This is a genomic window from Dyella nitratireducens (assembly GCF_014642835.1).
Taxonomy (GTDB): Bacteria; Pseudomonadota; Gammaproteobacteria; order Xanthomonadales; family Rhodanobacteraceae; genus Dyella_B; species Dyella_B nitratireducens.
Map to the genome: position 1 here is coordinate 971,673 of NZ_BMJA01000002.1, position 26,549 is coordinate 998,221.

Genomic DNA, 26,549 nt, shown 5'->3' on the forward strand with positions numbered 1-26,549 from the left:
ATGCTGCGCATCGACTATGTGTATGGGCTGATTGGGGCCTTCCTGCTGTTTACCGCGTGGCGCAACTTGCGTGATCGCCAATACCCGCGCGCGGCCTTCTGGTTGCTGCTGGGTGTGCTGTTTGCCGGAGGCGATTTCGTCTTGGCGCAGCAGAAGATAGGTCATGCGTTGCCTGCCCAGTTTGCCGGGTGCATGGTCATTGCGCTTGCATTGCTGGCACCGTTTCTCCGCCGCCAGTCGCATCCGGAAACAGTGAGTGCTTCGGCGCGGCTGGCGTCTGCCCTGCGCCTTGGTCACCAATTGTTTGTACCGGCCTTGCTGATTCCGCTGGTAACGCTGCTGATCGCATTGTTCGGAGAGCATCTCTTTATCGGTGGGTCAGCACTGTTCGCCAAGCCCCAGATGACACTGACCGGGCTCGCATTGGCGTGCATGGTGGCGCTGTTCGCCGCCGCCCATGTGGCACGTGCATCGCTGCATGTGGGCTTGGCAGAGGGCAGGCGTTTACTCGATGCCATCGGATGGGCCGCCCTGCTGCCGTTGCTGCTCGCTGCGCTTGGCGAGGTATTCACGCAGAGCGGCGTGGGAACTGCCATCGCTGCACTGTCGGGCGCGATATTGCCCGAAGGCAATGCCTTCATGTGCTTGCTGGTGTTCGCGCTCGGCATGGTGCTTTTCACGGTGATCATGGGCAATGCCTTTGCCGCTTTCCCGGTCATGATGGCCGGCATTGGGCTACCGCTGCTGATACAACGCTACGGTGCCAATCCAGCCATCCTCGGCTCCATGGGAATGCTGTGTGGATACTGCGGCACGCTGCTGACGCCCATGGCAGCCGACTACAACCTGGTGCCCGCCGCACTGCTGGAACTTCGCAACCCCTACGGCGTGATCCGTGCACAGGCATGGAGTGCTGTGGGCATTTTCATCGTCACGTTCGTTACCATGTGGTTGCTGGTCTTTCATTGACCGCACAAGATATCTGCCATGAACGAACACCCGCTCATCCTGCTTACTGGCTTCGTGCCGTTTGGTGGCGAAGACATCAATCCTTCGTGGGAAGCCGTGCGCGTGCTCGACGGCAAGCATATCGGTGGCCATCGCGTGATATCGCGCCTGCTGCCGACGGCGTTTGCCGAGTCGCAGCGTGATTTGGCATTGCTGGTGGATGAGGTCCAGCCGGCGATCCTGCTGGGCGTAGGGCAGGCGGGTGGGCGCAGCCGTCTTTCCATCGAGCGCGTGGCGATCAACGTGCAGGATGCACGCATGGCGGACAATGCCGGTGCACAGCCCATTGACGAAGCCATCGTGGCTGATGGCCCCGCGGCTTACTTCAGCACGTTACCGATCAAGGCCATGCTCAAGGCTTTGCTTGCCGAGGGTTTGCCTGCCGAGGTGTCGAATACGGCAGGGACTTTCGTCTGCAACCACGTGGCCTATCTGATGCTGCATCTCGCGGCGAAGCATCGTGACATGCGTGCAGGCTTTATCCACATTCCTTACCTTCCATCACAGGCCGCTCGCTTTGCGAATATGCCGAGCATGCCCAAGGACGATGTAGTGCGTGCGCTGTCGATCGTCTTGGAAGTCGCGGTGTCACGACGTGACGACGATCGTTTCGGGGCCGGTACGCTCGACTGACGTTTCGTCGCCGGCAAGCTGGTCGCAAGTGTGCACAGGCTTGCCCGAAAAATTCCACAGGAACGGCTGCTGCCAGTCCGACAGGGTGTGCAGGATAGGACGGCGATTTCCTTGCGGCCGTCATTCTCGCGAAAGCGCCTTCACTTTCGCTGGAATGACGGCTCTCCGGCTGACTTTAGGGGAGAAGCACCATGAAACGATGGGCCGTTGTCCTGTGTTTGCTCATTGCATGCGGAAGCCTGCACGCCGCTACTACGATCTGGCAACCCACTGCAGGACACACGCAGATGCCCTTGTGGCCTGATACGCCACCTGACGCCAAGCCCATGCCGGGTTCGGAATATGCCCAGACAAGCAAAGAGCTGCTTGCCGGCAAACCCGCGACTGCCGTAAGCAATGTGTCGCAACCCACAATGACCGTCTATGCGCCAAAGGGAAAGAACACTGGTGTCGCGGTCGTGGTGTTCCCGGGCGGCGGCTTCCAGATCCTCGCTATCGATCTTGAAGGCACCGAGGCCTGTGACTGGCTGACGTCCCAAGGCATTACGTGCGTACTGCTGAAATATCGCGTTCCCAGCGTGCCCTATCACTGGCAATGCGATTGTCGTCCCGACAACTTCGCGTTATCGGTGCAGCCCTTGGAGGATGCACAGAGGGCGATAAGGTTGGTGCGCTTTCATGCGGCGCAATGGGGTATTGATCCGCACAAAATAGGCGTGCTTGGTTTTTCAGCAGGCGGGTATCTGGTGGCGGAAGTAAGCACAAACTTCAAGCGCCGCTTATATACGCCTGTAGACGCAGCCGACAAAGAAAGCAGCCGCCCGGACTTCGCCGTACCGGTTTATCCGGGGCATTTGGCGGCTCCTCACGGCCTGAATTCGAATGTTCCCGTCACCCACGAAACGCCACCCACGTTTCTGGTGCAGGCAGAAGACGACTATGTCGATGGCGTAGACCAATCGCTGGTCTACTACGCGGCACTCAAGAAGGCCGGCGTGCCGGTGGAAATGCACTTGTATGCCCATGGCGGGCATGCATTCGGTTTGCGGCCGACGCAGCTTCCCATTACCGAATGGCCCAAATTGGTCGAGGTGTGGTTGCGGACGATCGGCGTCGTGCAGGATTGAGAAGAAGGGGCGAGCGTTCAAGCCTGCCGGATTAGCTGGCCGTGTGCCGCCTCGGTGACGTCGTCGGCAGGAAACATCGACTCGATGCGTAGCTCCTGCGTGGCAATGGTTTGTGGCGTGCCGACCGTCGTAATCATCGAAAAGTAGCGCAACACCTGGCCATCTTTTTCGAAACTCAGTGGAATCATGGGCAAGGTGGGACCAGGGTCGAAGGCTTCGGGAGTGCGAAAGCCGAGATCAACGTCGGGATAGGCGAGCAAGGAAGTGAGAAGTTCCTGGGTGCGCTGATCCAGCGTGTGGCCGACTGCCTCACGGTGAATGCGTTGAATCAGTGCTTGGGAGGTATCTTTCCAGTTGATGATGAACGGCCGCATCCCTGCCGGATCGAACATGAGGTGAAGCAAGTTGCGTGGTTCCGGACGTGCGTCGAGGTCAATGAAGGCGTTGAAGAATCGGATGGCCGCATCGTTTCTCATGAAGACGTTCCAATAACGATCCATGACGATGGCAGGGAAGGGGTCGTGATGGCGAAGAATGCGGTCCAGGGCGTGCATCACGCTGCCCATTTCTTCAGCGTTCCATGCATCTTCTTTGTAGAACGGCGCAAAGCCTGCGGCTACCAGCAATTCGTTACGGTCGCGGAATGGCACATCCAGTGCTTCGGCCAGATTGAGCAAGGCTTGCCGGCTTGCCATGCTTCGCCCGCTTTCAATAAAACTCAGATGACGCTGGGATATGCCGGTGTCGAGCGACAATTCGATCTGGCTTTTGCCACGGACGTCCCGCCAATGACGTAGCAGTTGTCCCAACTCAACGTGGGTTGAAAGGTGAGGGTTCTTTGACGTGCTCATGAAAGAATTTGGCGGTTTTAAGGGGATTGGATCGACCGGCATGCACTGAAACCATCGTCGCCCCGGCGAAAGCCGGGGCCTGGCGTCTTGGTTTGTGAAGCAAAGTCGCTGGATCCCGGCTTTCCTCGCTCCTCAAAGCAGGGCACATCCATGTGCCCTCCCCGCGTGCGCCGGGACGACGGCTCAAGGTTTTTCCGAGTTTTCAAGGGAATGACATCAACGGACGGAACATGACATGCCCAGGTTGTGAAGTTCAATGATGCGCCCAGGTATATGGCTTGAATGCCTCTTCCAGTGGCGGGTTAGTGATGGTGGCAGTGTAGTTGGTGATGGTTGATGCTGCGACGACCCCAATGACTTCCAGTAAATGGCTGTTATCGAAGCCGGCTTCCAAGAATTGGCCTGCTTCCTGCTGAGTGAGATGTCCGCGTTTTTCGATCAGCGCGCGTGCCAAGGCAGACAATGCCGCAAGCTTTGGCGCACTCGGAAGACGCCCCTCGCGTATCGCGTCGACGTCGGCGTGATCAATGCCTTGCTGCAACGCGAGCGCACTATGGAACGCGACTGCCCATTGGCTGGCGTTAACGACTGCATCGGTGAGTAGAACGATTTGGACCTGATCCTCCGTGAAGCTTCCTCCATGGACTTTTCCAAACAGACCCACCAGGCAATCGATAAGCACGGGCGAGGTTGCCATGGCGCCCGCAATATTCGGAATCATTCCGAAAGCGTTTTGCAATGCCTCCAGTGAAGGGCGCGCTGCTTCGGGCGCGGAGTTGATGGTGTGAACAGGAAACGGCTTCATGATGGTGGTCTCGCAGTGGGGATGGATGGGGGCCGATGTCTTTCATCGGCTGGAAGGCATCATTGGCTGTTTCGGGAATCGCGGCAATTACGTGCGAGGTAATAACGGGGCTTGTTCACACGGCAGGCATCCCGGGGCGCCCATGTGGGCGGCGCCTGTTTTCACCCTCGGCCCGGCCGCACTATGCTGGCCCCAAGCGCATGAGCATCGGGGTCCAGATTCATGGCCATGAAGTTCAACCCGGTTTCCATCGAGGAATTGAGCAATGCGTGCATGCCGGACAAAGCCGTCCCTGGCGTTTATTACCGGCAGGGCAAGGACATCGTGCTGGTGGCCTTGAATATCGCGGAACAACAGGACGAACTAAACCCTACCTACATCTGCTTTTCCGGCGAGCGGGTAGAGCATCGAAGAAACATTCCCAATGGCTTGTTGATTCCATTGAGCAAGTTGGAGCCGCGATTTCATATCGAAGGGTCAGCCGAACAAATAAAGTTCACGGCGGGCGTTGCCATCGATTATTACCAGGAACCGGCCTTGGTGCTTGTGGATGATCAGCCGCACATCCTGTTGAAAGATTTTCTGGATGAGCCACGCGGCGATCCAAGATTTCACAAATACCGCTTGATGCTGAATCTGGCGACCCGGGAAGTGGTTCGTTTATCGCCTGGAAAAATGCTTATCGTGTTCGATCATGTGGTGATGTCGGGCCATGTGCCGCACCAGGACAAGGAGGAGTCGGAGAAGATGGCGGTGTTGAAGCTGCGGCACGATGACAGGGGACATTGAAGGGGCGAGCTTCCATGGTGCTGGCGACAAGGTGGGAACTATCTATCTGACGGTTCCAACAATGTTATTGACCGACGAAGTTCCGCCAGCGGCGCACGATCGTCAAAGCGAATGACGCCATCCACCTCCGATATCCCCAATTCCCGCAGCATGCCATCAAGATCAATGGTGACGGGCCGATCCTTGAGCTTGTCGTAAAGCGAGGCGAGCACATCGCCTTTTACGGCGGCGTCACCTGTTTGAGCAGTCTGCATCACACTCCAGGACGCCATATTGCCGCCACTCGCGCGGTTGATGGCGCGCAACGCATCTTGCAAGCGATATTTGCCATGGCTGTGCTTATAGATGGCTATTTCGGCAAGCAGCCAATACATGGCGCCACCCCAGTAAGTTCTTCCCCAGGTGTGCGTATGGTCGAGCCCTTCGTCACCCTCTTGAGGTTGCCCTTTAGGCATATCGTCGACCGCCCAGCGCCAGACTTCCTGCGCAGGGATCTGCCTTGATTGCGCACGCGCAATCGGTTCAACGTAGGTGGCACTGCCTTCCATAAACCATTCACTGCGCATGGGCACGCGAGGAAGCGCCATGTGGGTCATTTCGTGCACCATCACCCAGTCGTCGCGCAAGGCGTCATCGGTGACGTCACGCCCGACGGTGAGGTGCGTGACCGAACCGGGGTAGCCCCATGTCGTAGCCGGTCCGATGCGGTTGCCTGCGCCAGGCGTTACCAGCAGATACCAATGGCTGACGGGAAAGCGGCCGAAGTAGGCGGAGATAGCCGATGCGCTGCGTCGTATCCACGTTTCGATGCGGCGCTTATCCAGTGGCCGGGAATCGCCATCCATGGCGATGGTGATGTTCCCGCCAGGCATCGACAGTTGCAGATCGGGTGAGCCCTTCACTCTGGCGTAAACGTCCGCGGGATCGTCATACGCCTGCGCAAATGTCAGCCTGGGCAACTGCGTGGCGACTGCCAGGCTGCCGACCGTCTGCAAGAAGTGTCGACGATCCATCGCTGCTATGGCGGCGATGGGAGCTGAAGCTGGTCAAGAAATCCCAAAATAGCCTTCCAATTGTCTTCGGCGCCTTGGGGATTGCGGCTGGCGATCAGGGTGGAGGACCCATGCACGCCGCCTGTGGTTGGAACGTACTGCACTTTCAGCTTCGACGGCGAGGCCGCCAGGATGGCCTTGGCTGCATCGATCTCCTTGGCATCCTTGGCGGACGTCACAAAGAACGGCACGGTTACCTTCGCCGCGGCCGAGCGGATCATGGAAGGCGATTGATCGAAATATTCACCCGGCGAAAAAACCGCCATGGCACGAATGTCGTTGATGTGCTCGGAAGCCACCACCACAACCAGCGATGCGGAATAACTGCTGCCCCAAAGGATAATCGGCAGTTTCTGTTTTTCAGCAAAGGACAGCGCTGCTTCGAGATCGGGCTTGGCATCGAGATAGCGGGCGGAATGGCCCAGTGCTTGCACTGTTTGATTCGGACCAAACAAATCGCCGCCCGAACGCTGGTCGATGGCCAGCGCGCTGTAGCCGGCTGCGGCGAGCCTTGGGGCAATGGTCTTGTATTCATCCTTGCTGGAGCCCGCCTGATGGAACAGCAAAATCAATGCGCGGGGCGATGCGGCATGGTAGTAGCGGCCATAGATCACCACGCCATCGCTGGCTTTGAAGGTGACATCCGACGTAGCCACGGCGGGTGACGACGACAAGGCCGTGGCTGTGGCGGGTACGGATGCGGCCATGCCGCTTAGCGTGATCAGCGCCGACATGGCAAAAGAGCGTACTGCGCGCATGTGAACTCCTTACGGCCTGCAGCTGAGTGAAAGGCGGCCACCTTTTAGCCATTCGCCGGCTTTGCGGGAAGCGTTACATCAGGAACCGGCAGCATGCCGACGAGTGTAACGCGCAACCCTGCTCAGGCGAATGGATGGGAGATGATCGAAATGGAGCGGGCTATGAGGCGTCGAACAACTTGTGCGGGTGTCATCTTGGGGTTGGTCACCGCCATGGCCGTGCACGCAAGCGATGTGCCAACCACAAGCCAAATGCTTCCATCAAAGCTCGTGGTGGTGGAGCTCTTTCAAAGCCAGGGCTGTTCTTCATGCCCGCCGGCCGAAGATAACCTCAACGCACTCGCAGATGTTCCCGGAGTACTCGCCTTGTCCTATGGCATCACGTACTGGGATGGTCTGGGGTGGAAAGATACCTTTGCAACTGATGCTTATACGGAAAGGCAATGGCGTTACGCGCATCATCACCAACGCGACACGGTTTGGACGCCGCAGGTCTACATCAATGGCCATACGGACCTCGTCGGCACAAATCGTGCGCAGTTGAACGAGGTCATTCATCAAGCGCAAAGCGCTGGACCCGCTATCGCCTGGCCGGCGGGTGATCGCGTGGACGTTGCGGCATCGCCAGGCCACTATGAGGCAAGTGATGTATGGCTGGTACGGTATGATCCGCGAACCCTTCACGTGCCGGTTGGCGGCGGTGAAAACAGTGGACGCACGCTGGATCAGCGCAACGTGGTACGCGAGCTGGTTCATTTGGGCGAATGGAAAGGGAACGATGCGGCATTTTCATTGCCGGCACCATCCCAGCCAGGACTCGACACGGCCGTGCTTGTTCAAGTGCAAGGCGGCGGTGACATACTTAGCGCCGCCCTGCAGGAAGTGCGCGATACATCCGGACCGTAGTCGTCAACGTTGGGCGCAGAAGTGCAAGAAGAATTTACGCGGCTTGTCGCTTGCGGCGGTTGGCTCCCTCCCCTGCGGTAGCAGGGGAGGGCTGGGGTGGGGTTGCTTGTGCTTTAGCGTATAGCCGAATACTTCCAGAATGTGCATGGCAGCGGCGTGCGATTCCCGCCGCTCGCTTCGCTCGCACCCCACCCGAACCCTCCCCTGCAAGCAGGGGAGGGGACAGTCTTTCGCGATAATCGAGATGCGTGCCTGGGTAAGTGTCGTTCGGCCCAAGCCATTTATAGACATTACTGAAATCACGCACCTATGCATAATCACTTGACCGAATAAAGCACGCCCCCATGGGCAGGCAAGTCGATCTTCAAACGATCGGATGCATCCAGGCGAAGGCTACGCCATAAGTCGCGCGCTGCGTGCTTGCCGGAAGTGAGGCCTAGTGCATCCCACGATGCTTCCGCTGAAGCCGGCTTGTCGTCCAGATTGAATACGGCCACATAGCGCTCCCCCGCCTTCCCGGATGCTACCCATACGCGCAGGTGTTCGAAGCCCGCCGGCAGGTGTTCGATCGGATGATTGTCGTGGCTGTCTTGGTCGACGGCGATAACATCCTTGTTGGTGAGGAGTGCGCGCGTTGCCTCGTCCAGTTTGGTCAGGTTGGCGCCAAGAATGAGCGGGGAGCGGGCGATGGCAAGCAAGCTCAGCTGCGTGCGTTCTTCATCCAACGTCAGCCTCGAGTGGCGTGCGTCACCCCAGCCCGGGTGCGGCGCGAGCACGCCGAACGGCAGCATGTCGGCATCGGGCCAGCGGCCATCGTGGGCCTGGCCGGCCCAAAGCGGCAAGCGATCGAAGATGTCGCGCACGCCCATGGGGAAATCGTCGTTGGGATGTTCATGCACGAATGTCCAGCCATCCCATACGTCGTTGGAGATGCGCCACATCTGGCCATATTGGCGAATCTCCGCCGCGTGCGAAAGCTGGGTGGGACCCGGCGAAAGGCTGAGCACGATCGGTCGCCCGGTCTTCCGGATGGCCGCGGCAATCTGGCGAATCTCGCTGATCTTGTACGGGCGGTCGGCAATGCAATCGACTTTCAGGAAATCCACGCCCCAGCGCGCATACAGCGCGAGCATGGCGTCGTAGTAAGCCTGTCCGGCAGCGTTGTCGCGGACGCCGTAAGTGCCATCATCCCAGTTGCAGGTATCGGCCGTGTCTGCGGCGTCGACGGCATGAAACGAAGAACCTGCAATCGGAAGGTTGGCATCCACCGCTTGTTTGGGAATGCCGCGGACAATATGGATGCCAAACTTCAATCCTTGTGCGTGCACCCAGTCGGCCAGCGGTTTGAAACCTTGTCCATCAGCGGAGGAGGGGAAGCGCTTCGATGCGGGAATCAACAGGCCGTGTACATCCATGGCGTAATCACGATGCTGCAGCTTGTCGCCGAACGGATTGCCCATGTACCAGCCTTCATCGATCACGACGTAGGTCCAGCCGTAAGCGTTGAGCTTGGCAAGTTCCTTGGCATTGGCCTTGAAGTCGGCTTCTTGGATGGTGAAACCGTAGGCGTCCCAGCTATTCCAGCCCAAGGGTGGCGTTGGAGCGCTCTCCTGCGCCCACGCCATGGCTGGCAGGAGCAGCAGGGCGGCCAGCAGCCCCAGGCTTCGTACGCTTGCTTGCATGGCATGTCCTCTGACGATCATGTGTATCGTCATACACGGCGCCTGCTGCGCCGGTACTGGTCGAACAGCACCGCCAACAGCAGAATGCCGCCGCGGATCAGATATTGATAGAACGTCGGCACGTTCATCAGGCTCATTACGTTCTGCACGGCACCCATGATCAGCACGCCCACCAGCACGCCTGAAATGGTCGCCACACCGCCGGTAAGCGATACGCCACCCAGCACGCACGCGGAGATCACGCCGAGCTCGAGGCCCACCGAGGTTTTCGGATCGCCGAGGCTCATGCGCGAGGCGAGCATCACGCCGGCGAAGCCCGTCACCAAACCCTGCAGCACGAACACCATGATCTTGATGCGCGTCACCGGCAGGCCTGCCAGCAAAGCCGCTTCGCTGTTGCCGCCCACGGCGAGTACGTGCTTGCCGAACACGGTCTTGTTCAACAGGAAGCCGAACACCACGAAGCCGACGATGTTGCTCCAGATCGGGTACGAGATGCCGAGGAACGAGCCACTGCCGAGCGCAAAGAAACTTTCCTGCGAGATCATCACGGCATCGCCGTTGGAGGTGAGATAGGCGAGGCCGCGCACGGCTTCCATCATGGCGAGTGTGGCGATCAATGAGTTGACCTTGAAGCGCGCGACCAGCACGCCGTTCACCAGGCCGACCGCGCCACCCGCCAGGATGCCGGCCACAACGCCCAGCAGCACGCTGTGCGTTTGCGTGATGACGGTGGCGGCCACCACGCCTGCGAACGCGACGATGGAGGCGACCGAAAGATCGACCTCACCGAGCGCCAGCACAAACATCATGGTGACGGCGATCGAGCCGATCAGCGTGACGGAGAGCAGCAGGCCCTGGATATTCCGGGTGGTGAGGAAGTCGGGCACCGTGACGGACAGCAGCACGAACAGCACGACGAAGGCGACCACGATGCCGGACTTGTTGAGCAGGTTCCACGCGCGCACGTGCATCGGCACGACGGGCGGCGCAGATGCTTCGGTGGTGGACGAGGTTTCCTCTGGTTGCATGGCTCGGCTCATCTATGGCTCGTCTTAAGTGTGTCAGCGCGGCAGCGCCATCTTGATCAACTCGTCGGGCGTCGCCTCGGCCTTCGGCACGTTGCCCACGATGCGCCCTTCGCGCATTACGATGATGCGATCCGCCACGCCGATCACCTCGGCAAGGTCGCTCGACACCATCAGCACGCTGCGCCCGGCTTCGGCGAGTTCGTAAAGCAGGTGATAGATCTCGGCGCGCGCGCCCACGTCGATGCCGCGCGTCGGCTCGTCCATCAAGAACACCTCGATACGCTCGGCCAGCCAGCGCGACAGGATCACCTTCTGCTGGTTGCCGCCGGAGAGCGTGCCGATGGCGGTATCGCTGTTGCGGGTCTTGATCGCAAGTTTCCGGATGTAATCCTGCGTCAACGCGCGCTCGCGTTTGGCATCGAGCAGAAAGCCCGCGCGGCTGAAGTGGCGGCGCGCGCTGAGGTTGAGGTTGTCGGCCACCGACGCGATGGCGACGATGCCTTCCTGCTTGCGATCTTCGGGGCACAGTGCGATGCCGGCGCGCACGGCGTCGCGCGGGCTGCTGAAGTTGACGCGCTTGCCGCCGAGTTCGACGTGGCCGGCACTAGCGCGCGTTGCGCCATAGATCAACTTCATCAGCTCGGAGCGTCCTGCGCCCACCAGCCCGAAGAAACCCACGATCTCGCCGCGGCGCGTGGTAAACGATGCCGGTTCGGCCAGCCCTGGCCCCATCAGCTCCTTTGCTTCGAGCAGCACGTTACCCGCAACGCGCGGGCGATAGCCGTAGACGTCCGCGATCGGTCGGCCGACCATGGCTGCAATCAGCTGGTGGCGGTCCAGGTTGGCTACCGATTCGAATGTTTCAATGCGTTTGCCGTCGCGAAACACCGTGACGCGGTCGCATAGCGCATCCACTTCTTCCATGCGATGGGTGACGTAGATGATCGCCCGCCCATCCGCGCGCAGCGCGTTGATGATGCGAAAGAGATGTTCGGTTTCGCGTGCGGAGAGCGAGCTGGTGGGTTCGTCGAAGGCGATCACGCGCGCATCGCGCATCAATGCCTTGCCGATCTCGATCATCTGGCGCTGGCCGATGGAGAGATGCTTTACCGGCGTGCGCGGGTCGATGTGCTCGCCGAGGCGCTTGAGTTCATCCACGGCGCGCTTGATCAGGGCACGCTTGTCGAGCACGCCGAAACGGTTGGGCAGTTGCCCGAGCATCAGGTTGTCGGCCACCGTCAGCTCGGGTACCAGATGCAGTTCCTGGTAGATGATGGCGATGCCGGCGTCGATCGCGGCGCGCGTGTGAGTGAAGCGGTGTGTGACGCCATTCAAGCTCAGCGTGCCGGCCTGTGGCTGGTTCACGCCCGAGAGCACTTTGAGCAGCGTGGATTTGCCGGCCCCGTTTTCGCCCATCAGGCCATGCACTTCGCCTGCGCGTACTTGCAGCGATACGCCATTGAGCGCGCGCACGCCGGGAAAGCTGACGGTGATGCCGTCGAGTTCCAGGTAGGCGTGCCTGGCTAGTTGAACGGCTGCGCTCGCGAATGTCATGGTTTCAATGCTGTGCGTGCTCTATCGAGAAGGCTCGGGCTTGCGAGGAATGGATGCTTGCCTTGCCGTCATTCCGGCGAAAGCCGGAATCCAGTCCAAATATGGCGTGCGAAGCACACGTAACTTTTTATGTTGAGCGCTTCGCGCCACGTGTTTGTACTGGATTCCGGCTTTCGCCGGAATGACGGTGAGGCGGGATTGGGCATTTGAAGAAGTTGTGCACCTATATGTTGATTTGCGAAGCAGGTTTAGATACCCAAATCGGCCCGCACCTTCTGCCAGTTGTCACGCGTCATCAGCGCTCCCGCCGTCTGCGTATCTGCCGGCGGCTCCTTGCCGGTGCGGATCCAATCCACCAGGTTCTGCGCACTGTCCCTGCCGTGATGGGTCGAGCTCACCGCAATCGTCCCGTAGAACCCGGTAGCCTCCTTCTTCTGGAACTCGGCAAACGCCTCGCCGGCACCGTTTATGCCGACGCCAACCACATCCTCCGCCGGAATATGCAATTGCTCGGTCGCACGCACCGCACCCAGCACGGTTTCTTCATTGAGCGCGTAGATCACCCACTTCTTGATATCCGGATGCTGAGCAAGCACCGGTGAGGCCGCATTGAAGCCGCCTTCGTCGTCGGTGGTCCGTTGTGGCGCGTCGAAGATGTTTTCCTTCTTGAAGCCACTGGCAAGCAGCGTCTCCGTGGCACCATCGGTACGCTGCTTGGCCGTTGGCAGCTGGTCATCGGTGATGCGCAGTGCACCGACTTCCTCCGGTTTCCAGCCGCGCTTTTTCATTTCATCGGCAATAGCCTGGCCGACCTGGTTGCCGATCTTGAACGAGGACATGCCCAGATGGGGCACACCATCAAGCGGCTTGCCGGAGCCATCGACCAGCCGATCATCCACCGTCACGAACTTCATGTCGTACTGCTTTGCGCGTGCGCGGATCGCCGGCCCCAGTCGTACATCGGGCGGACAGATCACGAAACCTTGCGCGCCTTGTGCGCCGAGGTTGTCGATCGCGGCAAGCACCTTCTCGCCGTCTGGTGTGCCGATGCTCACTACCGAGAAGCCTTCCTTCTTGCCAAGCTCGGTGGCGGCCTTTTCCTCGTTGATGAACCATGCCTGTTCCGGCATCTTCACCAGAAAGCCGATCTTGGTCGGAGCGTCGGCATGGTGGCATGCGCTCAAGCCGAGCACGCTCATGGCCATGGCCGCGAACGCAGCGCGATGGGTAAATCGGCGGATCTTGCTGGTCATGCTCCAATCTCCTCGGGCGCGGCGGTTGCGGATGTCCCTATCGTGTTCAGTGGCCAAAAGCTTCGACGGCGACGTGCCTGCCAAGCAGGAAAGCATCGGCGACCAGACGCAGCGGGCGTACGTCCACATCGTCCGTACGCTGCGAAATGAGCTGGTGGAAGCGCTCGTACAGCGCCGGGTATTCGCGTTCGGCGCCGAGTGCCACCGACCCGCCGGCAATCACCAGGCGCTTGCCGCCTTCGCTGATCGAGAGCAGGCCGTCGTCGGTATCGACGTCGATCTCCCATTGCTCGACCGGGCCATGGCGCCAGTCGAATTCCGCGCGTACGGGTACACCGTCGGCATCGATGCAATCGAGTTCGGCAGCGATGGGTGTCGCGCAATCGCTGGGGATGTGCAGCGTGGCATCGCGCAGCAATACATCGCGCGGCAGGATCTGCGTCACGATGGACAGCGCGTTGATGCCCGGATCGAACACACCCAGTCCACCCGGCTCCCAGATCCACTGCTGGCCTGGATGCCAGCGGCGTACATCTTCTTTCCAACGTACGTGGACCGCACGCAGGCTGCGGTGGGCGAGCCACGCTCGCGCCGGTTCGACGGCGCTGGCGTAGCGCGAATGCCAGGTGGCGAACAGCGTGCGGCCATGTTTATGCGCGAGCGTGCGCAGCGCTTCCACTTCGCTCACGCCTGCGCCGGGCGGCTTTTCCAGCATTACGTGTTTGCCCGCGAGCAAGGCGGCGCGTGCCTGTTCGTAACGAACCTGTGGCGGTGCGCACAGCGACACGGCGTCAAGTTCTTTTTCAGCGCCGAGCAGCGTGTCGATATCGGGATAGTTGCGCACGTGCTCGACCTGCGCGTTGCGGCTTGCCGCGGCAACGAGCCGGAAGCCCGGGTTTCCCGCGATGGCGGGCAGATGCTGGTCACGGGCGATCTTGCCGACGCCGACGATACCTACGGTGTAGCAAGCGTTTGTTGCTGTCATTTATTTTCCCCAATGCAAGACGAGCGGATCGAGCCTGCGTGCGATGGCGATCAGTTCGTGGCGCGTCTCCGGATGCATGGTGGACAGCGGATGGCGCGGCAGCTCGCAGGCAATCACGCCACCTTCCTTCATTAGTGCCTTGCAGGCAAGCATGCCAGCCTGGCGGTTTTCGTGATTGATCAGCGGCAGCCACCGTTGGTAGTGCGCAAACGCGTCGTCGACGCGGCCTTCGCGATGCGCCTCGATAATCGGGCGGATGCCATCGGGATAGCCGCCACCGGTCATCGAGCCGGTCGCGCCGGCATTCAAGTCCGCGAAAAGCGTGATCGCTTCCTCACCATCCCACGGGCCTTCCGCTGCGTCGCCCGCCAGGCGGATCAGTTCGCGCAGCTTGTTGGCGGCGCCTGGCGTTTCGATTTTGAAGTAGGCAACGTGTTCGATGTCGCGTGCCATGCGTGCAAGAAACGCGGCCGACAGTGCGGTGCCGCTTGCCGGTGCATCCTGGATCATGATCGGGATGTCGATCGCGTCGGAAACGCGCGCATAGAAGTCGTAGATCTGCGACTCGGGCACGCGAAAGGTGGCACCGTGATAAGGTGGCATCAGCATGACCATCGCCGCGCCTTGTTCCTGCGCACGCTTGCTGCGTGCGGCGCTGACGGTGGTGCCGTAGTGGGTGGTGGTGACGATCACCGGCACGCGGCCGCCGACGTGTTCGAGCACGGTGCGGGTGATGATCTCGCGCTCGTCGTCGGACAGGGAAAATTGCTCGGAGAAGTTGGCCAGGATGCACAAGCCGTCGGAACCGGCGTCGATCATGAAATCGACGGCGCGCTTTTGGCTGGCAAGATCCAGTTCGCCAGTTTCGGTGAAGGTGGTGGGTACGACGGGGAAGATGCCGCGGTAGCGGGGTGGCGTCATGGCGTTGGTCATCCTGTCTCTTTCATTCGTCGCGCCACCTCTCACGGCCGTCATTCCCGCGAAAGCGGGAATCCATGTTGCTCTGATGCACGAGCGAAGATGGATTCCCGCTTTCGCGGGAATGACGGCCACAGAGCAGGGCGGGTTTCATGGCAATCTGCGTATCCCGTTACGTACTTTTTGGAGCTTCCGGCTTGCCGGAAAAACGGCGATGCAAGCCCAACGGATTGCCATCACGCAACGCATCCGGCAACAGCTCATCGGCAAAATTCTGATAACACACCGGCCGCAAAAAGCGCTCGATCGCCGCCGTGCCCACCGACGTACTGCGTCCATCCGACGTGGCCGGAAACGGACCGCCATGCACGATCGCATCGCACACTTCGACACCGGTCGGAAAACCGTTCGCCAGCACGCGGCCTGCCTTGCGCTCGATCAGCGGCAGCAGCGTGCGTGCAAGCTCGGCATCGCCCGGTTCCATATGCAGCGTGATGGTGAGCTGGCCTTCGAGCGTGCGCAGCAGCGTGCGCAGTTCGGCCACGTCGGCGCATTCGACCAGCATGCTGCTTGGGCCGAACACCTCTTCGCCGAGTGTGTGGTCGGCAAGAAGATGGCTGGCACTTACGCGTAACAACGCTGCCTGCGCACGGTTTGGCGCGGACGCACCGCGTGCAAGCGTTGTGACGTGCGGATGCCGTGCAAGCCGTTCGATGCCGCGTTCGTATGCACGCAGCATAGCGGCCGTCAGCATGACGCCTGCCGGTGCCGCACTGAATTCGCGTGCGGCATGCGTGGCGAATGCATCGAAATCGGCACCTGCCAGGCCGAGCATCAAGCCTGGATTGGTGCAGAACTGGCCGCAGCCAAGCGTGGCCGATGCCGTGAACTCGCGTGCCAGTGTTTCGCCGCGCGCGGCCAATGCAGCGGGCAGCAACAGGTTCGGATTCACGCTGCTCATTTCGGCGTAGACGGGAATCGGTTCGGGCCGCGCCGCCGCAAGTTTCACCAACGCCAACCCACCCGCACGCGAACCGGTAAAGCCTACCGCGCGAATCGCCGGATGCTGGACCAGTGCACTGCCCACGTCATGGCCCGCGTCGAACAGCAGCGCGAATACGCCTGCAGGCAGACCTACTGCGGCAATGGCTTGCTGGATGGCACGTCCGACCAGTTCGGAGGTGCCGGGATGCGCCGGGTGCGCCTTCACGACCACGGGACAGCCCGCTGCAAGGGCCGATGCCGTATCGCCGCCGGCTACCGAAAACGCCAGCGGAAAATTGCTCGCGCCAAACACTGCGACTGGTCCGACGCCGATGCGCCAGAAACGCAGATCGGTGCGCGGCGGCTGGCGTTCGGGCAGGGCAGGTTCGATGCGTGCGTCGAGCGCGTCACCACTGCGAACCAGTGTTGCGAACATGCGCAGCTGATTGGCCGTGCGCGCACGTTCGCCTTCAAGGCGTGCGCGAGGCAGGCCGCTTTCGGCCATTGCGCGTTCGATCAAGGCATCGCCGAGCGCCTCGATGTGTGCCGCACATTCGTCGAGAAATCGAGCGCGCTTTTCTGCAGGCAACGCGTGATAAGTGTCGAACGCTTCATCGGCAAGTTCACAGGCCCGGTCGACATCGGCGATCGATGCGCCATAAAAGACCGGCTGCGCGATCGGCGCGCTGCTTGCCGCGTCGGACGCCTGGAATGGCGCGCCTTCGCCACGTTGGGTGTGGCCTGCCATTAACAATTCACCGGTGAGCGGCGTCGTCATGCTTCACCTTATCAATGCGAATGGCGTGGCACGGCGGCGCCACGCTTGCCCACCAGGAAATCCAGATCGCAGCCTTCGTCGGCCTGCAGCACATGGTCGATATAAAGCCGTGCGTATCCACCTTTGCCTTGCTGTTCCGCCACGCCTGGCGCGGTAGCGGGATCGAGCTGGCGCAAACGGCGCACGAGCTCTTCATCGCTGATATCCAGATGCAACCGTCCCGCTTCGCAATCGAGTTCGATCCAGTCGCCATTGCGCACCGCCGCGAGCGGGCCGCCGGCGGCGGCTTCCGGCGCCACATGCAACACCACCGTGCCGTACGCCGTGCCGCTCATGCGCGCATCGGAAATGCGCACCATGTCTTTCACGCCTTCGCGTAGCAGTTTGGGTGGCAGCCCCATGTTGCCGACTTCGGCCATGCCCGGATAACCGCGCGGGCCACAGTTTTTCATCACCAGGATCGAATCCTGGTCGACGTCGAGTGATTCGTCGCTGATGGTGGCCTTGTAATGATCGAAAGTTTCGAACACCACCGCACGCCCACGATGCTTGAGCAACTCAGGCGTTGCCGCCGACGGTTTCAACACCGCGCCGTTCGGCGCGAGATTGCCGCGCAGGATGCAGATGCCGCCGTCGGCGATCAGCGGCTGGTCAAGCGGACGGATCACGTTGTCGTCATAGATCGGCGCGTCGCACACGTTGTCCCAGATCGACTTGCCGTTGACCGTCAACGCATCCGGATGCGGCAGGCGATTGGCTTCGCCCAACCGGCGCAGCACGGCCGGCAGGCCGCCTGCGTAATAGAACTCTTCCATCAGGAAGCGGCCTGACGGCTGCAGATCGACGAGGGTGGGGATGTGGCGGCCGATGCGCGTCCAGTCTTCCAGTTCGAGCGGCACGCCGACACGGCCGGCGATCGCTTTTAGATGGATCACTGCGTTGGTGGAACCGCCGATCGCCGCGTTGGTCGCGATCGCGTTCTCGAACGCCTCGCGCGTGAGGATCTTCGAAAGCTTCAAGTCTTCCAGCGCCATCTGCACGATGCGGCTGCCCGACATGTGCGCGAGCACGTAGCGGCGCGCGTCCACTGCGGGAATCGCGGCGTTGTGCGGCAGCGAGACGCCGAGCGATTCGGCCATGCACGCCATCGTCGAAGCCGTGCCCATGGTGTTGCAGGTGCCTGCCGAACGCGACATGCCCGCTTCGGCCGAGAGAAAATGATGCAGATCGATCTCGCCCGCTTTCAGCGCTTCGTGCAAGCGCCACACCGCCGTGCCCGAGCCGATGTTCTTGCCTTCGAGCTTGCCGTTGAGCATCGGGCCGCCGGTCACCACGATGGCCGGCACGTCGACGCTTGCCGCACCCATCAGCAATGCCGGCGTGGTCTTGTCGCAGCCACACATCAGCACGACGGCGTCGATCGGATTGCCGCGGATCGCTTCTTCCACATCCATCGAGGCGAGATTGCGCGTCAGCATTGCCGTGGGGCGCAGGTTCGATTCACCGTTCGAGAACACCGGGAATTCGACCGGAAAACCGCCCGCCTCATAGATGCCGTGCTTGACGTGTTCGGCCAGCTTGCGGAAATGCGCGTTGCAAGGCGTCAGTTCCGACCAGGTGTTGCAGATGCCGATGATGGGCCGGCCGTCGAATTCGTGATCGGGGATGCCCTGGTTCTTCATCCAGCTTCGATACATGAAGCCGTTCTTGTCTGTGGTGCCAAACCATTGTTGAGACCGCAGTCTGGGTTTGTTCGCCGGCATGGTCCGTGGTCGAGGTAGACAGGTCCGCTGCAGTCTAGAAACAAGCCTGATAACCTACTAATGAGATATTGGACCTTTCCGATATCCATATCGATATCAGTGCCGGTGCCCAGCCCATGCTCGATACCAACCCGTGGTACGTCCGCACGCGCTTGAAGACACGGCAATTGCTGCTGGTCGTAGCGCTTGCCGAAGAGGCCAACATCCACCGCGCCGCGGCCGCGCTCAATATCACCCAGCCGGCCGCCTCCAAGTTGTTGCGCGAGTTGGAAGAAACGCTGCAGGCTCCCCTGTTTGAACGCATGCCGCGCGGCATGCGGCCGACGCTCTATGGCGAGGCGCTGATCCGCCACGCACGCATGGTGCTTGGCAGCCTCGACCAGGCCCAGGAAGAGCTCGCCGCCTTGAAGGCCGGGCGCCTGGGGCAGGTGGCGGTAGGCGCCATCACCTCGCCGGGCGTGCGCCTGCTGCCGGCTGCCGTTGCGGCCGTCAAACGCATGCACGCGAACATCCGCATCATGGTCGACATCGACACCAGCAATGTGCTGCTCGAACGGCTGGCGCAAGACAAACTCGATGTGGTGATCGGGCGCCTGTTCCCCGAGCACGAGAAGCTGCCACTGCACTACGAGCCTCTGGCTGGCGAGCCTGTCCACGCCGTCGTGCGGCGCGGCCATCCGCTGTTGACTGCGGGCCAGCTTGGGCTGTCCGACGTGCAGCAGGGCGCGTGGATCGTGCCGCCTTCCGGCAGCGTGCTGCGGCATCGCTTCGCACTGATGTTCCAGCGTGCGAGCCTGGCGCCGCCGACGAACGTGGTCGAAACATCGGCGCTGCTGTTTATTACGCGTGCGCTGGAGCAAAGCGACATGATCGCCGTGCTCGCCGAAGACGTTGCGCGTTATTACGCGGCACACGGCATGGTGGAAATCCTGCCGTTGGCGATGGACTGCAAGATGGACGACTTCGGCTTGATTACCCCAGCGGGAAAAATACTCTCTCCTGCCGTAGCGCTGATGGTCGATGCGCTACGCGAAGCAAGTCGCGAAGCTTATTCTCGCTAGGCCAACGGGCGTATTCGTGCAGATCACGGTGCGTTGACGGCAATTTCCACATGACGGGCAGTCGGGCAAGGCCGCATTGCTGTCCGGGGGAGTTTTTAGCTTGCCGGATCGGCCCCCTCCCCTACGTGTAGTAGGGGAGGGTTGGGGTGGGGTGAAGCAACCTCGCCAGAGATTCCATCATGTTTCTTATCCATTCCCGCGTAGCGGGAAGCGAGCTTCGCTCGCCTCACCCCACCCCAGCCCTCCCCTGCAAGCAGGGGAGGGGGCATTTCCGGTTCACTCGTGGATATCGCGTTGAACCAACTTTTTTAAGTCGCTTGCTGCGCGAATCATGCAAACGTGTTGTCTCTCACGTGCTCGTTACTTTTTCCGCAAAATTTCCCCGGACAGCAATGGGCAAGGCCGCGGATGGCCGTCTTACCCAAAAGTGTACTTGCGCAGTCATTTAGATCGTGACAAATTGACGACGGGACTGATGCCCCAACGACCGCCAAAGCCATCCTACAGATGCCGCCGGGGAGGGCTGCCATGGATATCTTGGATTGGATCCGCCATCAGCTGACAGACTTTTTTGGTCTGGATGCTTTGTTGAAGATGTTCGCCTCCGGCGACTACCGCAGCCTGCTGACGGTAGACGGCTTCGGCAGCCTGCTTGCCCCCATCATCCCTTTGTTGCTGGTCATCGAGCTTGTGCGCGGCATCGTGCTGCGCCGGGTCAAGCGCGAGGATTACCAGGTTCCACTGCTGACGATGGTGCTCAATCGTGTCATCGGCACCTTTCTCACCATTGCCATGGTTGGCTTCTGCATCGGCCTGTTCAATCGCTTTGCGCCATTCCAGGCCGGGCTCACGTGGTACGGACTGCTATATGGATACGTGGCGTGGGAGCTGGCCCATTTCGTGTATCACTTTCTGGCACACAAGGTGCGCCTGCTGTGGTGTTTGCATTCCACCCACCATGCGCCCGTTGCGATGAATCTGTCGGTGAACTTTGCGCACATCTTTCTCGAAGGCCCCTATGCCGACTTCGTGCGCACCAGCATCTGCATGCTGCTGGGAGTGAGCCCGCCACTCCTGATTCTGATCATGATCATCGATAGCTTCTGGGGCAGCCTCATCCACCTCGGCGAGAATGTGCTGCGGGAGGGCAAGTTAGGCGTGTTTTATCGTGTCGTGCTGACGCCTTCGCACCATCGCGTTCACCACGCGCGCAACGTGCTCTACATGGACACCAACTTCTGCAACTTGCTGCCGATCTGGGATCGCGTCTTCGGCACGTATATGGAAGTGCATAAGGATGTGCCGATTGAATACGGCATCACCCGGCCCGTAAAACCTTACAGCGTGCTGGATGCTTATCTGGGCGAACTCTGGTTGCTGGGGCGAGACGTATGGCATGCACCGGGGATAGGCAACAAGTTGCTGTACCTGGTGATGCCGCCGGGCTGGAGCCATGACGGCAATCACCACACTGCCAAAGTTGCCAAGGAGGCGTTGCGGATGGAGCAGGGAGCCGCAACCCATGTAGAGGCCAGCATCTAGTCATGGCCGTACGCTAAGCAACGTACGCGTCCAATGCCTCCAGTGGCACATGCAGGCTCTTGTTCTCTGCAAAAGTCTCCAGCAAATAATCCACCGTCGCCCGAATGCGCGGCGCCATCAAGGCACGATGCGGATATTGCATGACCATCTCGTAGGTGCCGGGCGAGTGATAGCGATGGAGTACGACTTTCAGCGCACCGGAAAGCAGATGTTTCCAGGCCAGGTGAACACCGATCTGCACAATGCCCACGCTATCGCGTGCTGCCTCGACGACCGCTTCCGGTGCGGACAAGGTCAGCACCGCCGTATCTGAAGGATCGAAGGTCATGGTACTGCCGTTGTCGGCCCTGAAACTCCATGGCGCAATCTGTCCACTCAGAAATCGGCGCGCGATAAGCCGATGGGCTCGCAGCTCCTGGAGAGTCTGCGGTATGCCATGACGCGCCAGATAATCAGGCGATGCCACCAATACCGAATGCATGCGAAAGATCGGACGCGATACCAGCGACGAATCGGGAATGTTGCCGCCTCGGATCACAAAATCGTAGCCGTCACGCACGAGATCGACGACGCGATCGTCGAAGTCGACCTCGACGGACAGGGCAGGGTAACGCGATAGCAGCCCGGGCAGCACCGGTAATAAGTGCTCTCGGCCGAATGCCGAGCTTGTCGAAATACGAACACGTCCGCCGGGTACGGCACGCTGCGCGGCGATGGTGTCGATCGCTGTGTCGAGTGCTTCCAGCGCTACGCGAGCCTGTCGAAGAAACGCAACGCCTTCCTCGGTAAGCTTGAGCGTTCGAGTCGTGCGGTTCATCAGCCGCACGCCCAATGATTTCTCGAGACTGGCGACGTTCTTGCTGACTGCCGCCGAGGTAATGCCGAGCAAGCGGCCCGCCGCTGCAAAGCTGCCGGCATCGGCTGCCTGGACAAAAGAAAGGATCGTGCGAACGCGTTGCGAAGATTCCAAGCCGTCCTCCACCGGTTAGCCAGCGCCGGAGCTTAGTGCCTGGGTGGGCGGGAGCATTATCAACTTTCGGTTGAGAACGGTTCAACCCAATCACAACTTCTGGTTGCGATTCGCGCCGGACAAAATGCCGTGCATCGACCATCAAGCTACAAAGCGACATCCGATGCGGGTAACCATCATTTATGACAGTGGCTACGGCCACACGCAAAAACAGGCCCTGGCCGTTGCTGAAGGTGTTCATCGTGTGCCGGAAGCCGAGGCGACACTGCTCGCCGTGGGCGATGGTGACATCGCTTGGGAAGCGCTAGCCGACAGCGACGCCATCATCTTCGGGTCTCCCACGTACAACGGCACGATCAGCGCGCGCCTCAAGAAATTCATGGAGGATTCGACGCGCCCCGCATGGATGCCCATGGCGTGGCGCAACAAGATCGCTGCCGGCTTCACCAACTCCGGTGCTCAGCATGGCGACAAGCTGAATTCGTTGGTCACCATGGCCCTGTTTGCAGCCCAGCACGGGATGATCTGGGTAGGGCTGGACCTTTTCCCTGGAAACACGGCAGATCAACCCAACCGCATTGGCGGCTGGCTGGGTGCGATGGCCCAGTCCGACGATGTATCACCCGAGCTCTCGCCCATTGCCAGTGACCTCAAGACTGCTGCGCACTTGGGCCAGCGCGTCGCCGAATTAACGCGCCAATTCAAAGCGAACGCCTGATTCGTCGCGCCCGTTTTCAAAAGGAGCTTTACCGTGAAACTGCTTTGCCTTGACGTTCCCATGCCCGGCGCCAGTCCAGAAACGTATCGACCTCATTTGCTGGACGAGACGCGTCATGGATGGCAGCTCTATAAGCGTGGTGTCGTGCGCGATATTTATTTCCGCCAGGATCGTCCCGGTGTCGCGATCATTGCCGAATGCGATTCGGTGGATGCCGCCAGGCAAGCCTTGCAAGAGTTTCCCCTGGCCAAGGCTGGGCTGATTGATTGGGACATCATTCCGCTTGGGCCTTTTGTTGGTTGGGAGACGCTCTTTGCTGCCCACGATACGGCTTGAGTAAGAGGCCGATTGAGCGATATACCCAACGTTTTTCCACCATTCCGTTAAATAAATGAAGTTCGCGCGGATGTTGTTTCAGAGCGCATCGTCATTCCGGCGAAGGCCGGAATCCATGTGGGGTCTGGCCATGGATCGGCGATTACCTTGTGTCTACATGCTTGCCAGCCGCCGAAGAGGCACATTGTATGTTGGTGTTATTAGCAACCTGGAAGAGAAGAGCCCTCATTGGATCGACTTGTACCCCGCATTGATATAGATGGATTCCGGCCTTCGCCGGAATGACGGTGAGGTACTACGAAACTTCCTCGGACAGGAGTGAGCCTTCGCCGGAATGACGAGCAAAAGAACCATGCATTGCTGCTACAGCTATCTTTTGATGAGTGCGCGCGAGGCGATGCAACGATGGCCGGTGATCTAACACGTACCGCTGTCCATGCTTATCTTCATATTTTTGAAATGGCCGGCAAAATCGAGTCGGATCACGCCAAGCTTTTGGATTGGTTTTGCGAAGACAACATCGTTGAACTCGGCAACCAGACAGCAAAGTGTCTTGTTGACGCTGGGCAAAGTCAGCTATTGGAAAGCTTTTTGATATCCATCTTGGCCGGCACCCGCGGATGATGGGTCAGGCATGTCATCAACGATCAGGCGCACTGACGTGCTGACATGGAGACATCCACCCCGGCTGGCTATCCTCGCCGCATCTTGCATGGGGATGGCGTATGAAGCGTTGGGTGGCGGGTGGATTGTTGGCTCTTTCTGCATGGACTGCCTCGGCCGGTCCCAGTGGTGCTCATAAGGCTGTCGAAGCCAGCATGCTGGTGACAGGCTGGATCGAGGTGGCACCCGATGGTTCCGTTCATGGCTACACCATCGATCAGCCTGAAAAGCTCCCGCAGACCGTCATCAATCTCATCAAGAAAGACGTGCCTGCATGGAAATTCCGCTTCGATGAACCCGCGGCTGCGATCCAGCGCACGCCAATGCATATGCGTATCAAGGCGACGCCGGTTGATGATAAGCATGATGTTATCGCCATCAGTGATGCCTCGTTCGGCGATTTGAGCGGCAACGACACCGATTCCATCAGTTCCAAGGCACGTCAGCCGATCAAATATCCGCGTGAGGCTGTCGAGGCGGGTGTGGCGGGTACGGTCTATATGATCATACGCGTGAACCGCCAAGGTAAGGTGGAAGACATCGCAGCCGAGCAGGTGGACCTGCATGTGCGCATTCGCGAAGCGCAGATGCGTTACTTCCGCGACATGCTGGCTAAGGCGGCGATTGAGTCAGCGAAGAATTGGACGTTCAACCTGCCTACGACCGGCAAGCATGCAGCGGACCCCTATTGGAACGTCGCTGTACCGGTAAGCTTTAACTTTGGACCGCCGCACATGTCAGATGATGCTGATTACGGCAAGTGGGACATTTACGTTCCCGGCCCGCGTCAGCCCGTGCCATGGATGACGGCGGATGCACAAAATGCCATTTCACCAAACACCATTCCGGCCGGCAGCATCTCCCAAGCCGAATCATCGCTGCACCTTACGACACCACTAGGTGGTGCGTAATCCGCTTGAGCTGAGCCGCAGCCATGTGTTGTGGCAATCGGCTTTGCCGGCTGCGAGAGTTTCAACAAAAGCGCAATGCCAAGTGCATTGCGCTTTTTTCTTGGGCGTCAGCTCACTGCTTGGGCGGTGACGACTGTCGCAACGGGACATATTGCTGTCGGAATGGGACTAACTCTTTCATTCGCCGCAATTTGGACGTCCATTTAATAATTCAGTCATAGTGAATAAATAGCATGCGGCCTCGATGAAGCACCTGCGGCGAGTCGACGGAACGTTGTCGATGCGGGTGCTCGTCTGCGATGGGCAAGCTCATCGCGCCCACCACTCCCTCAAGAGGCTAGTCATGAACCATTTCTCCCCAAGTGGAGCTAAAGGCAAGCTGCTCTGCCTGACACTCCTGATATCTGCCGGACTTGTTCCTCAGCTTTCGCATGCGGGCTGTCTCCCCGTCGGTAACAAGATGGCGGCACTGTTGAAAACCGAGCCCACCCGGCAAGTTTCGGTGCTGGCCCATCGCGGTTTGTGGGGCAGCTTTTCAGGCGACGCATCCCTTCCGGAAAACTCGCGCGCCTCGCTGCAGAAAGCAGACGACGAATGCATGGACGCCGTCGAGCTGGACGTGAAGCTGACGAAGGAAGGCGTTCCGGTACTGATGCACGATTTCAACCTCGGGCGCACCACCAACGTCTACACGGCATTTCGCGGCGGCAGCAAATACGACCCGATGACCGATCGAGGCACCAACCCGGCCGTGAGCACGGTCAGCTGGCAGACCATACAGTTTCTGCATCTGCTGACGCCGGATCGCAGGTCGGTAACAGGTTACTTCGTGCCTGATATCACCGGTGTGTTTACCTACTGGAATCAGCACGGCTTGCGTACGCCGATGATCTTCGACACGAAGAACCAGGAAGCGGTGCGTGCCATCGACCGCCTGGCGCAAGAAAACTTTTCCAGCCCTAGCCAGGTGGTGGGCGTGAAGGTCAACGCGACGCTGTATCCCTCCTACAACGCGTTCAAGGCGGATGCACCGACTATTCGCGGCATTCCGGTATTCACCACCAACATGCTGTCGAAAATCAACGTGACGGCCGTGCGGCGTAACTGGCAAGCCAACGTCACCGCGCTTGAGATCAACGTGAAGCAGCGAAATGGCCTGCTGCAGGGGGATATGGACCTTGCCAAGCGCGCAGGCGAGGCGGTTGGCGTCTTCAATGCGATTCCGGATGGTCCGGGCAAGGATGAGTTCTACAAGAACACCGGGCAGTGCTGCTACAAGCTGTCTGACTTGTACTTCCAGTATTCGGGTGGCAAGGACACCGCCGATGAGCGCGGCAGCTGGAACTTCCTGGTGTCGGAGGGCTTCACCTTCATCACCACCGACAATCCGAAGGGGTTGATCAGTTTCCTTCACTCGAAGGGACTGCATTGATCCAAGCATCGGGCGAGGGGGCGGTCAGACGCCCCCTCG

General features: G+C 60.0%; 25 protein-coding genes. 12 read left to right on the top strand and 13 right to left on the bottom strand.

Going from position 1 to position 26,549, the window contains the following annotated elements:
* The 3 genes from IEX75_RS15155 to IEX75_RS15165 all read left to right on the top strand — a co-directional run bounded on the left by IEX75_RS15155 (position 1) and on the right by IEX75_RS15165 (position 2,768).
* Entirely contained in the window at positions 1-969 is a 969-nt protein-coding gene (locus IEX75_RS15155) for a 5-oxoproline transporter, DUF979 family subunit (RefSeq protein ID WP_188795117.1), read from the top strand.
* 18 nt (positions 970-987) lie between these two features.
* The gene (pcp, locus tag IEX75_RS15160) at positions 988-1,641 is read left to right on the top strand and encodes a pyroglutamyl-peptidase I (protein ID WP_188795118.1); all 654 of its coding nucleotides are present in this window, start codon (positions 988-990) and stop codon (positions 1,639-1,641) included.
* 191 nt (positions 1,642-1,832) lie between these two features.
* Complete coding sequence (locus tag IEX75_RS15165) at positions 1,833-2,768, top strand: alpha/beta hydrolase (RefSeq protein ID WP_188795119.1); 936 nt, start codon at positions 1,833-1,835, stop codon at positions 2,766-2,768.
* Positions 2,769-2,785: 17 nt separating this feature from the next.
* Here the strand turns inward: IEX75_RS15165 and IEX75_RS15170 are convergent, their stop codons facing one another.
* Both IEX75_RS15170 and IEX75_RS15175 read right to left on the bottom strand, forming a co-directional pair.
* Positions 2,786-3,619 carry a helix-turn-helix domain-containing protein gene (locus tag IEX75_RS15170; protein WP_188795120.1) on the bottom strand — a complete coding sequence of 278 codons (834 nt, stop codon included), beginning with the start codon at positions 3,617-3,619 and terminating at the stop codon, positions 2,786-2,788.
* 253 nt (positions 3,620-3,872) lie between these two features.
* A complete protein-coding gene (locus tag IEX75_RS15175; protein ID WP_188795121.1) occupies positions 3,873-4,424 on the bottom strand; it encodes a carboxymuconolactone decarboxylase family protein in 552 nt (183 codons plus the stop codon).
* Between the two features lie 273 nt (positions 4,425-4,697).
* Here IEX75_RS15175 and IEX75_RS15180 point away from each other — a divergent pair, with 273 nt between their 5' ends.
* The gene (locus IEX75_RS15180; protein WP_188795122.1) at positions 4,698-5,213 is read left to right on the top strand and encodes a hypothetical protein; all 516 of its coding nucleotides are present in this window, start codon (positions 4,698-4,700) and stop codon (positions 5,211-5,213) included.
* 38 nt (positions 5,214-5,251) lie between these two features.
* Here the strand turns inward: IEX75_RS15180 and IEX75_RS15185 are convergent, their stop codons facing one another.
* Complete coding sequence (locus IEX75_RS15185; RefSeq protein WP_188795123.1) at positions 5,252-6,226, bottom strand: hypothetical protein; 975 nt, start codon at positions 6,224-6,226, stop codon at positions 5,252-5,254.
* 5 nt (positions 6,227-6,231) lie between these two features.
* Entirely contained in the window at positions 6,232-7,023 is a 792-nt protein-coding gene (locus tag IEX75_RS15190; RefSeq protein ID WP_188795124.1) for an alpha/beta hydrolase, read from the bottom strand.
* Positions 7,024-7,275: 252 nt separating this feature from the next.
* Between IEX75_RS15190 and IEX75_RS15195 the strand changes: the two genes are divergently transcribed.
* Entirely contained in the window at positions 7,276-7,929 is a 654-nt protein-coding gene (locus IEX75_RS15195) for a DUF1223 domain-containing protein (RefSeq protein WP_188795126.1), read from the top strand.
* 317 nt (positions 7,930-8,246) lie between these two features.
* On the opposite strand, the gene IEX75_RS15200 is transcribed toward IEX75_RS15195, so the two are convergent.
* The 8 genes from IEX75_RS15200 to IEX75_RS15235 form a co-directional block, all read right to left on the bottom strand.
* Positions 8,247-9,611 carry a glycoside hydrolase family 27 protein gene (locus tag IEX75_RS15200; protein WP_229720850.1) on the bottom strand — a complete coding sequence of 455 codons (1,365 nt, stop codon included), beginning with the start codon at positions 9,609-9,611 and terminating at the stop codon, positions 8,247-8,249.
* A gap of 29 nt (positions 9,612-9,640) precedes the next feature.
* Positions 9,641-10,654, bottom strand: a complete 1,014-nt coding sequence (araH, locus tag IEX75_RS15205) for an L-arabinose ABC transporter permease AraH (RefSeq protein WP_188795127.1) — start codon at positions 10,652-10,654, stop codon at positions 9,641-9,643.
* Between the two features lie 21 nt (positions 10,655-10,675).
* Positions 10,676-12,196: an L-arabinose ABC transporter ATP-binding protein AraG gene (gene araG, locus IEX75_RS15210; protein ID WP_188795128.1), complete on the bottom strand. Its 1,521-nt coding sequence runs from the start codon at positions 12,194-12,196 to the stop codon at positions 10,676-10,678.
* Positions 12,197-12,444: 248 nt separating this feature from the next.
* Positions 12,445-13,449, bottom strand: coding sequence for an arabinose ABC transporter substrate-binding protein (locus tag IEX75_RS15215; protein ID WP_188795129.1), 1,005 nt, complete (start codon positions 13,447-13,449; stop codon positions 12,445-12,447).
* A 46-nt stretch (positions 13,450-13,495) separates the two neighbouring features.
* Positions 13,496-14,434: a Gfo/Idh/MocA family protein gene (locus IEX75_RS15220; RefSeq protein WP_188795130.1), complete on the bottom strand. Its 939-nt coding sequence runs from the start codon at positions 14,432-14,434 to the stop codon at positions 13,496-13,498.
* Entirely contained in the window at positions 14,435-15,355 is a 921-nt protein-coding gene (locus tag IEX75_RS15225; RefSeq protein ID WP_229720851.1) for a dihydrodipicolinate synthase family protein, read from the bottom strand.
* A gap of 169 nt (positions 15,356-15,524) precedes the next feature.
* Positions 15,525-17,114 carry an aldehyde dehydrogenase (NADP(+)) gene (locus IEX75_RS15230; protein ID WP_188795133.1) on the bottom strand — a complete coding sequence of 530 codons (1,590 nt, stop codon included), beginning with the start codon at positions 17,112-17,114 and terminating at the stop codon, positions 15,525-15,527.
* Positions 17,115-17,125: 11 nt separating this feature from the next.
* Positions 17,126-18,877, bottom strand: a complete 1,752-nt coding sequence (locus tag IEX75_RS15235) for an IlvD/Edd family dehydratase (protein WP_188795135.1) — start codon at positions 18,875-18,877, stop codon at positions 17,126-17,128.
* Positions 18,878-18,993: 116 nt separating this feature from the next.
* Here IEX75_RS15235 and IEX75_RS15240 point away from each other — a divergent pair, with 116 nt between their 5' ends.
* Complete coding sequence (locus IEX75_RS15240) at positions 18,994-19,938, top strand: LysR substrate-binding domain-containing protein (protein WP_188795136.1); 945 nt, start codon at positions 18,994-18,996, stop codon at positions 19,936-19,938.
* 528 nt (positions 19,939-20,466) lie between these two features.
* The gene (locus IEX75_RS15245; RefSeq protein ID WP_188795138.1) at positions 20,467-21,480 is read left to right on the top strand and encodes a sterol desaturase family protein; all 1,014 of its coding nucleotides are present in this window, start codon (positions 20,467-20,469) and stop codon (positions 21,478-21,480) included.
* Between the two features lie 13 nt (positions 21,481-21,493).
* Here the strand turns inward: IEX75_RS15245 and IEX75_RS15250 are convergent, their stop codons facing one another.
* Positions 21,494-22,450, bottom strand: coding sequence for a LysR family transcriptional regulator (locus IEX75_RS15250; RefSeq protein ID WP_188795140.1), 957 nt, complete (start codon positions 22,448-22,450; stop codon positions 21,494-21,496).
* 163 nt (positions 22,451-22,613) lie between these two features.
* Between IEX75_RS15250 and IEX75_RS15255 the strand changes: the two genes are divergently transcribed.
* The 5 genes from IEX75_RS15255 (at position 22,614) to IEX75_RS15275 (ending at position 26,510) form a co-directional block, all read left to right on the top strand.
* Positions 22,614-23,168 carry a flavodoxin family protein gene (locus tag IEX75_RS15255; RefSeq protein WP_188795142.1) on the top strand — a complete coding sequence of 185 codons (555 nt, stop codon included), beginning with the start codon at positions 22,614-22,616 and terminating at the stop codon, positions 23,166-23,168.
* A gap of 33 nt (positions 23,169-23,201) precedes the next feature.
* Positions 23,202-23,504 (top strand): superoxide dismutase, encoded by a 303-nt coding sequence (locus IEX75_RS15260; RefSeq protein ID WP_188795144.1) that lies wholly within the window; start codon positions 23,202-23,204, stop codon positions 23,502-23,504.
* Between the two features lie 318 nt (positions 23,505-23,822).
* Positions 23,823-24,128: a hypothetical protein gene (locus IEX75_RS15265; protein WP_188795146.1), complete on the top strand. Its 306-nt coding sequence runs from the start codon at positions 23,823-23,825 to the stop codon at positions 24,126-24,128.
* A gap of 101 nt (positions 24,129-24,229) precedes the next feature.
* Positions 24,230-25,078, top strand: a complete 849-nt coding sequence (locus IEX75_RS15270) for an energy transducer TonB (protein WP_188795148.1) — start codon at positions 24,230-24,232, stop codon at positions 25,076-25,078.
* A gap of 343 nt (positions 25,079-25,421) precedes the next feature.
* Positions 25,422-26,510, top strand: a complete 1,089-nt coding sequence (locus tag IEX75_RS15275) for a glycerophosphodiester phosphodiesterase family protein (RefSeq protein ID WP_229720853.1) — start codon at positions 25,422-25,424, stop codon at positions 26,508-26,510.
* Positions 26,511-26,549 lie beyond the last annotated feature (39 nt).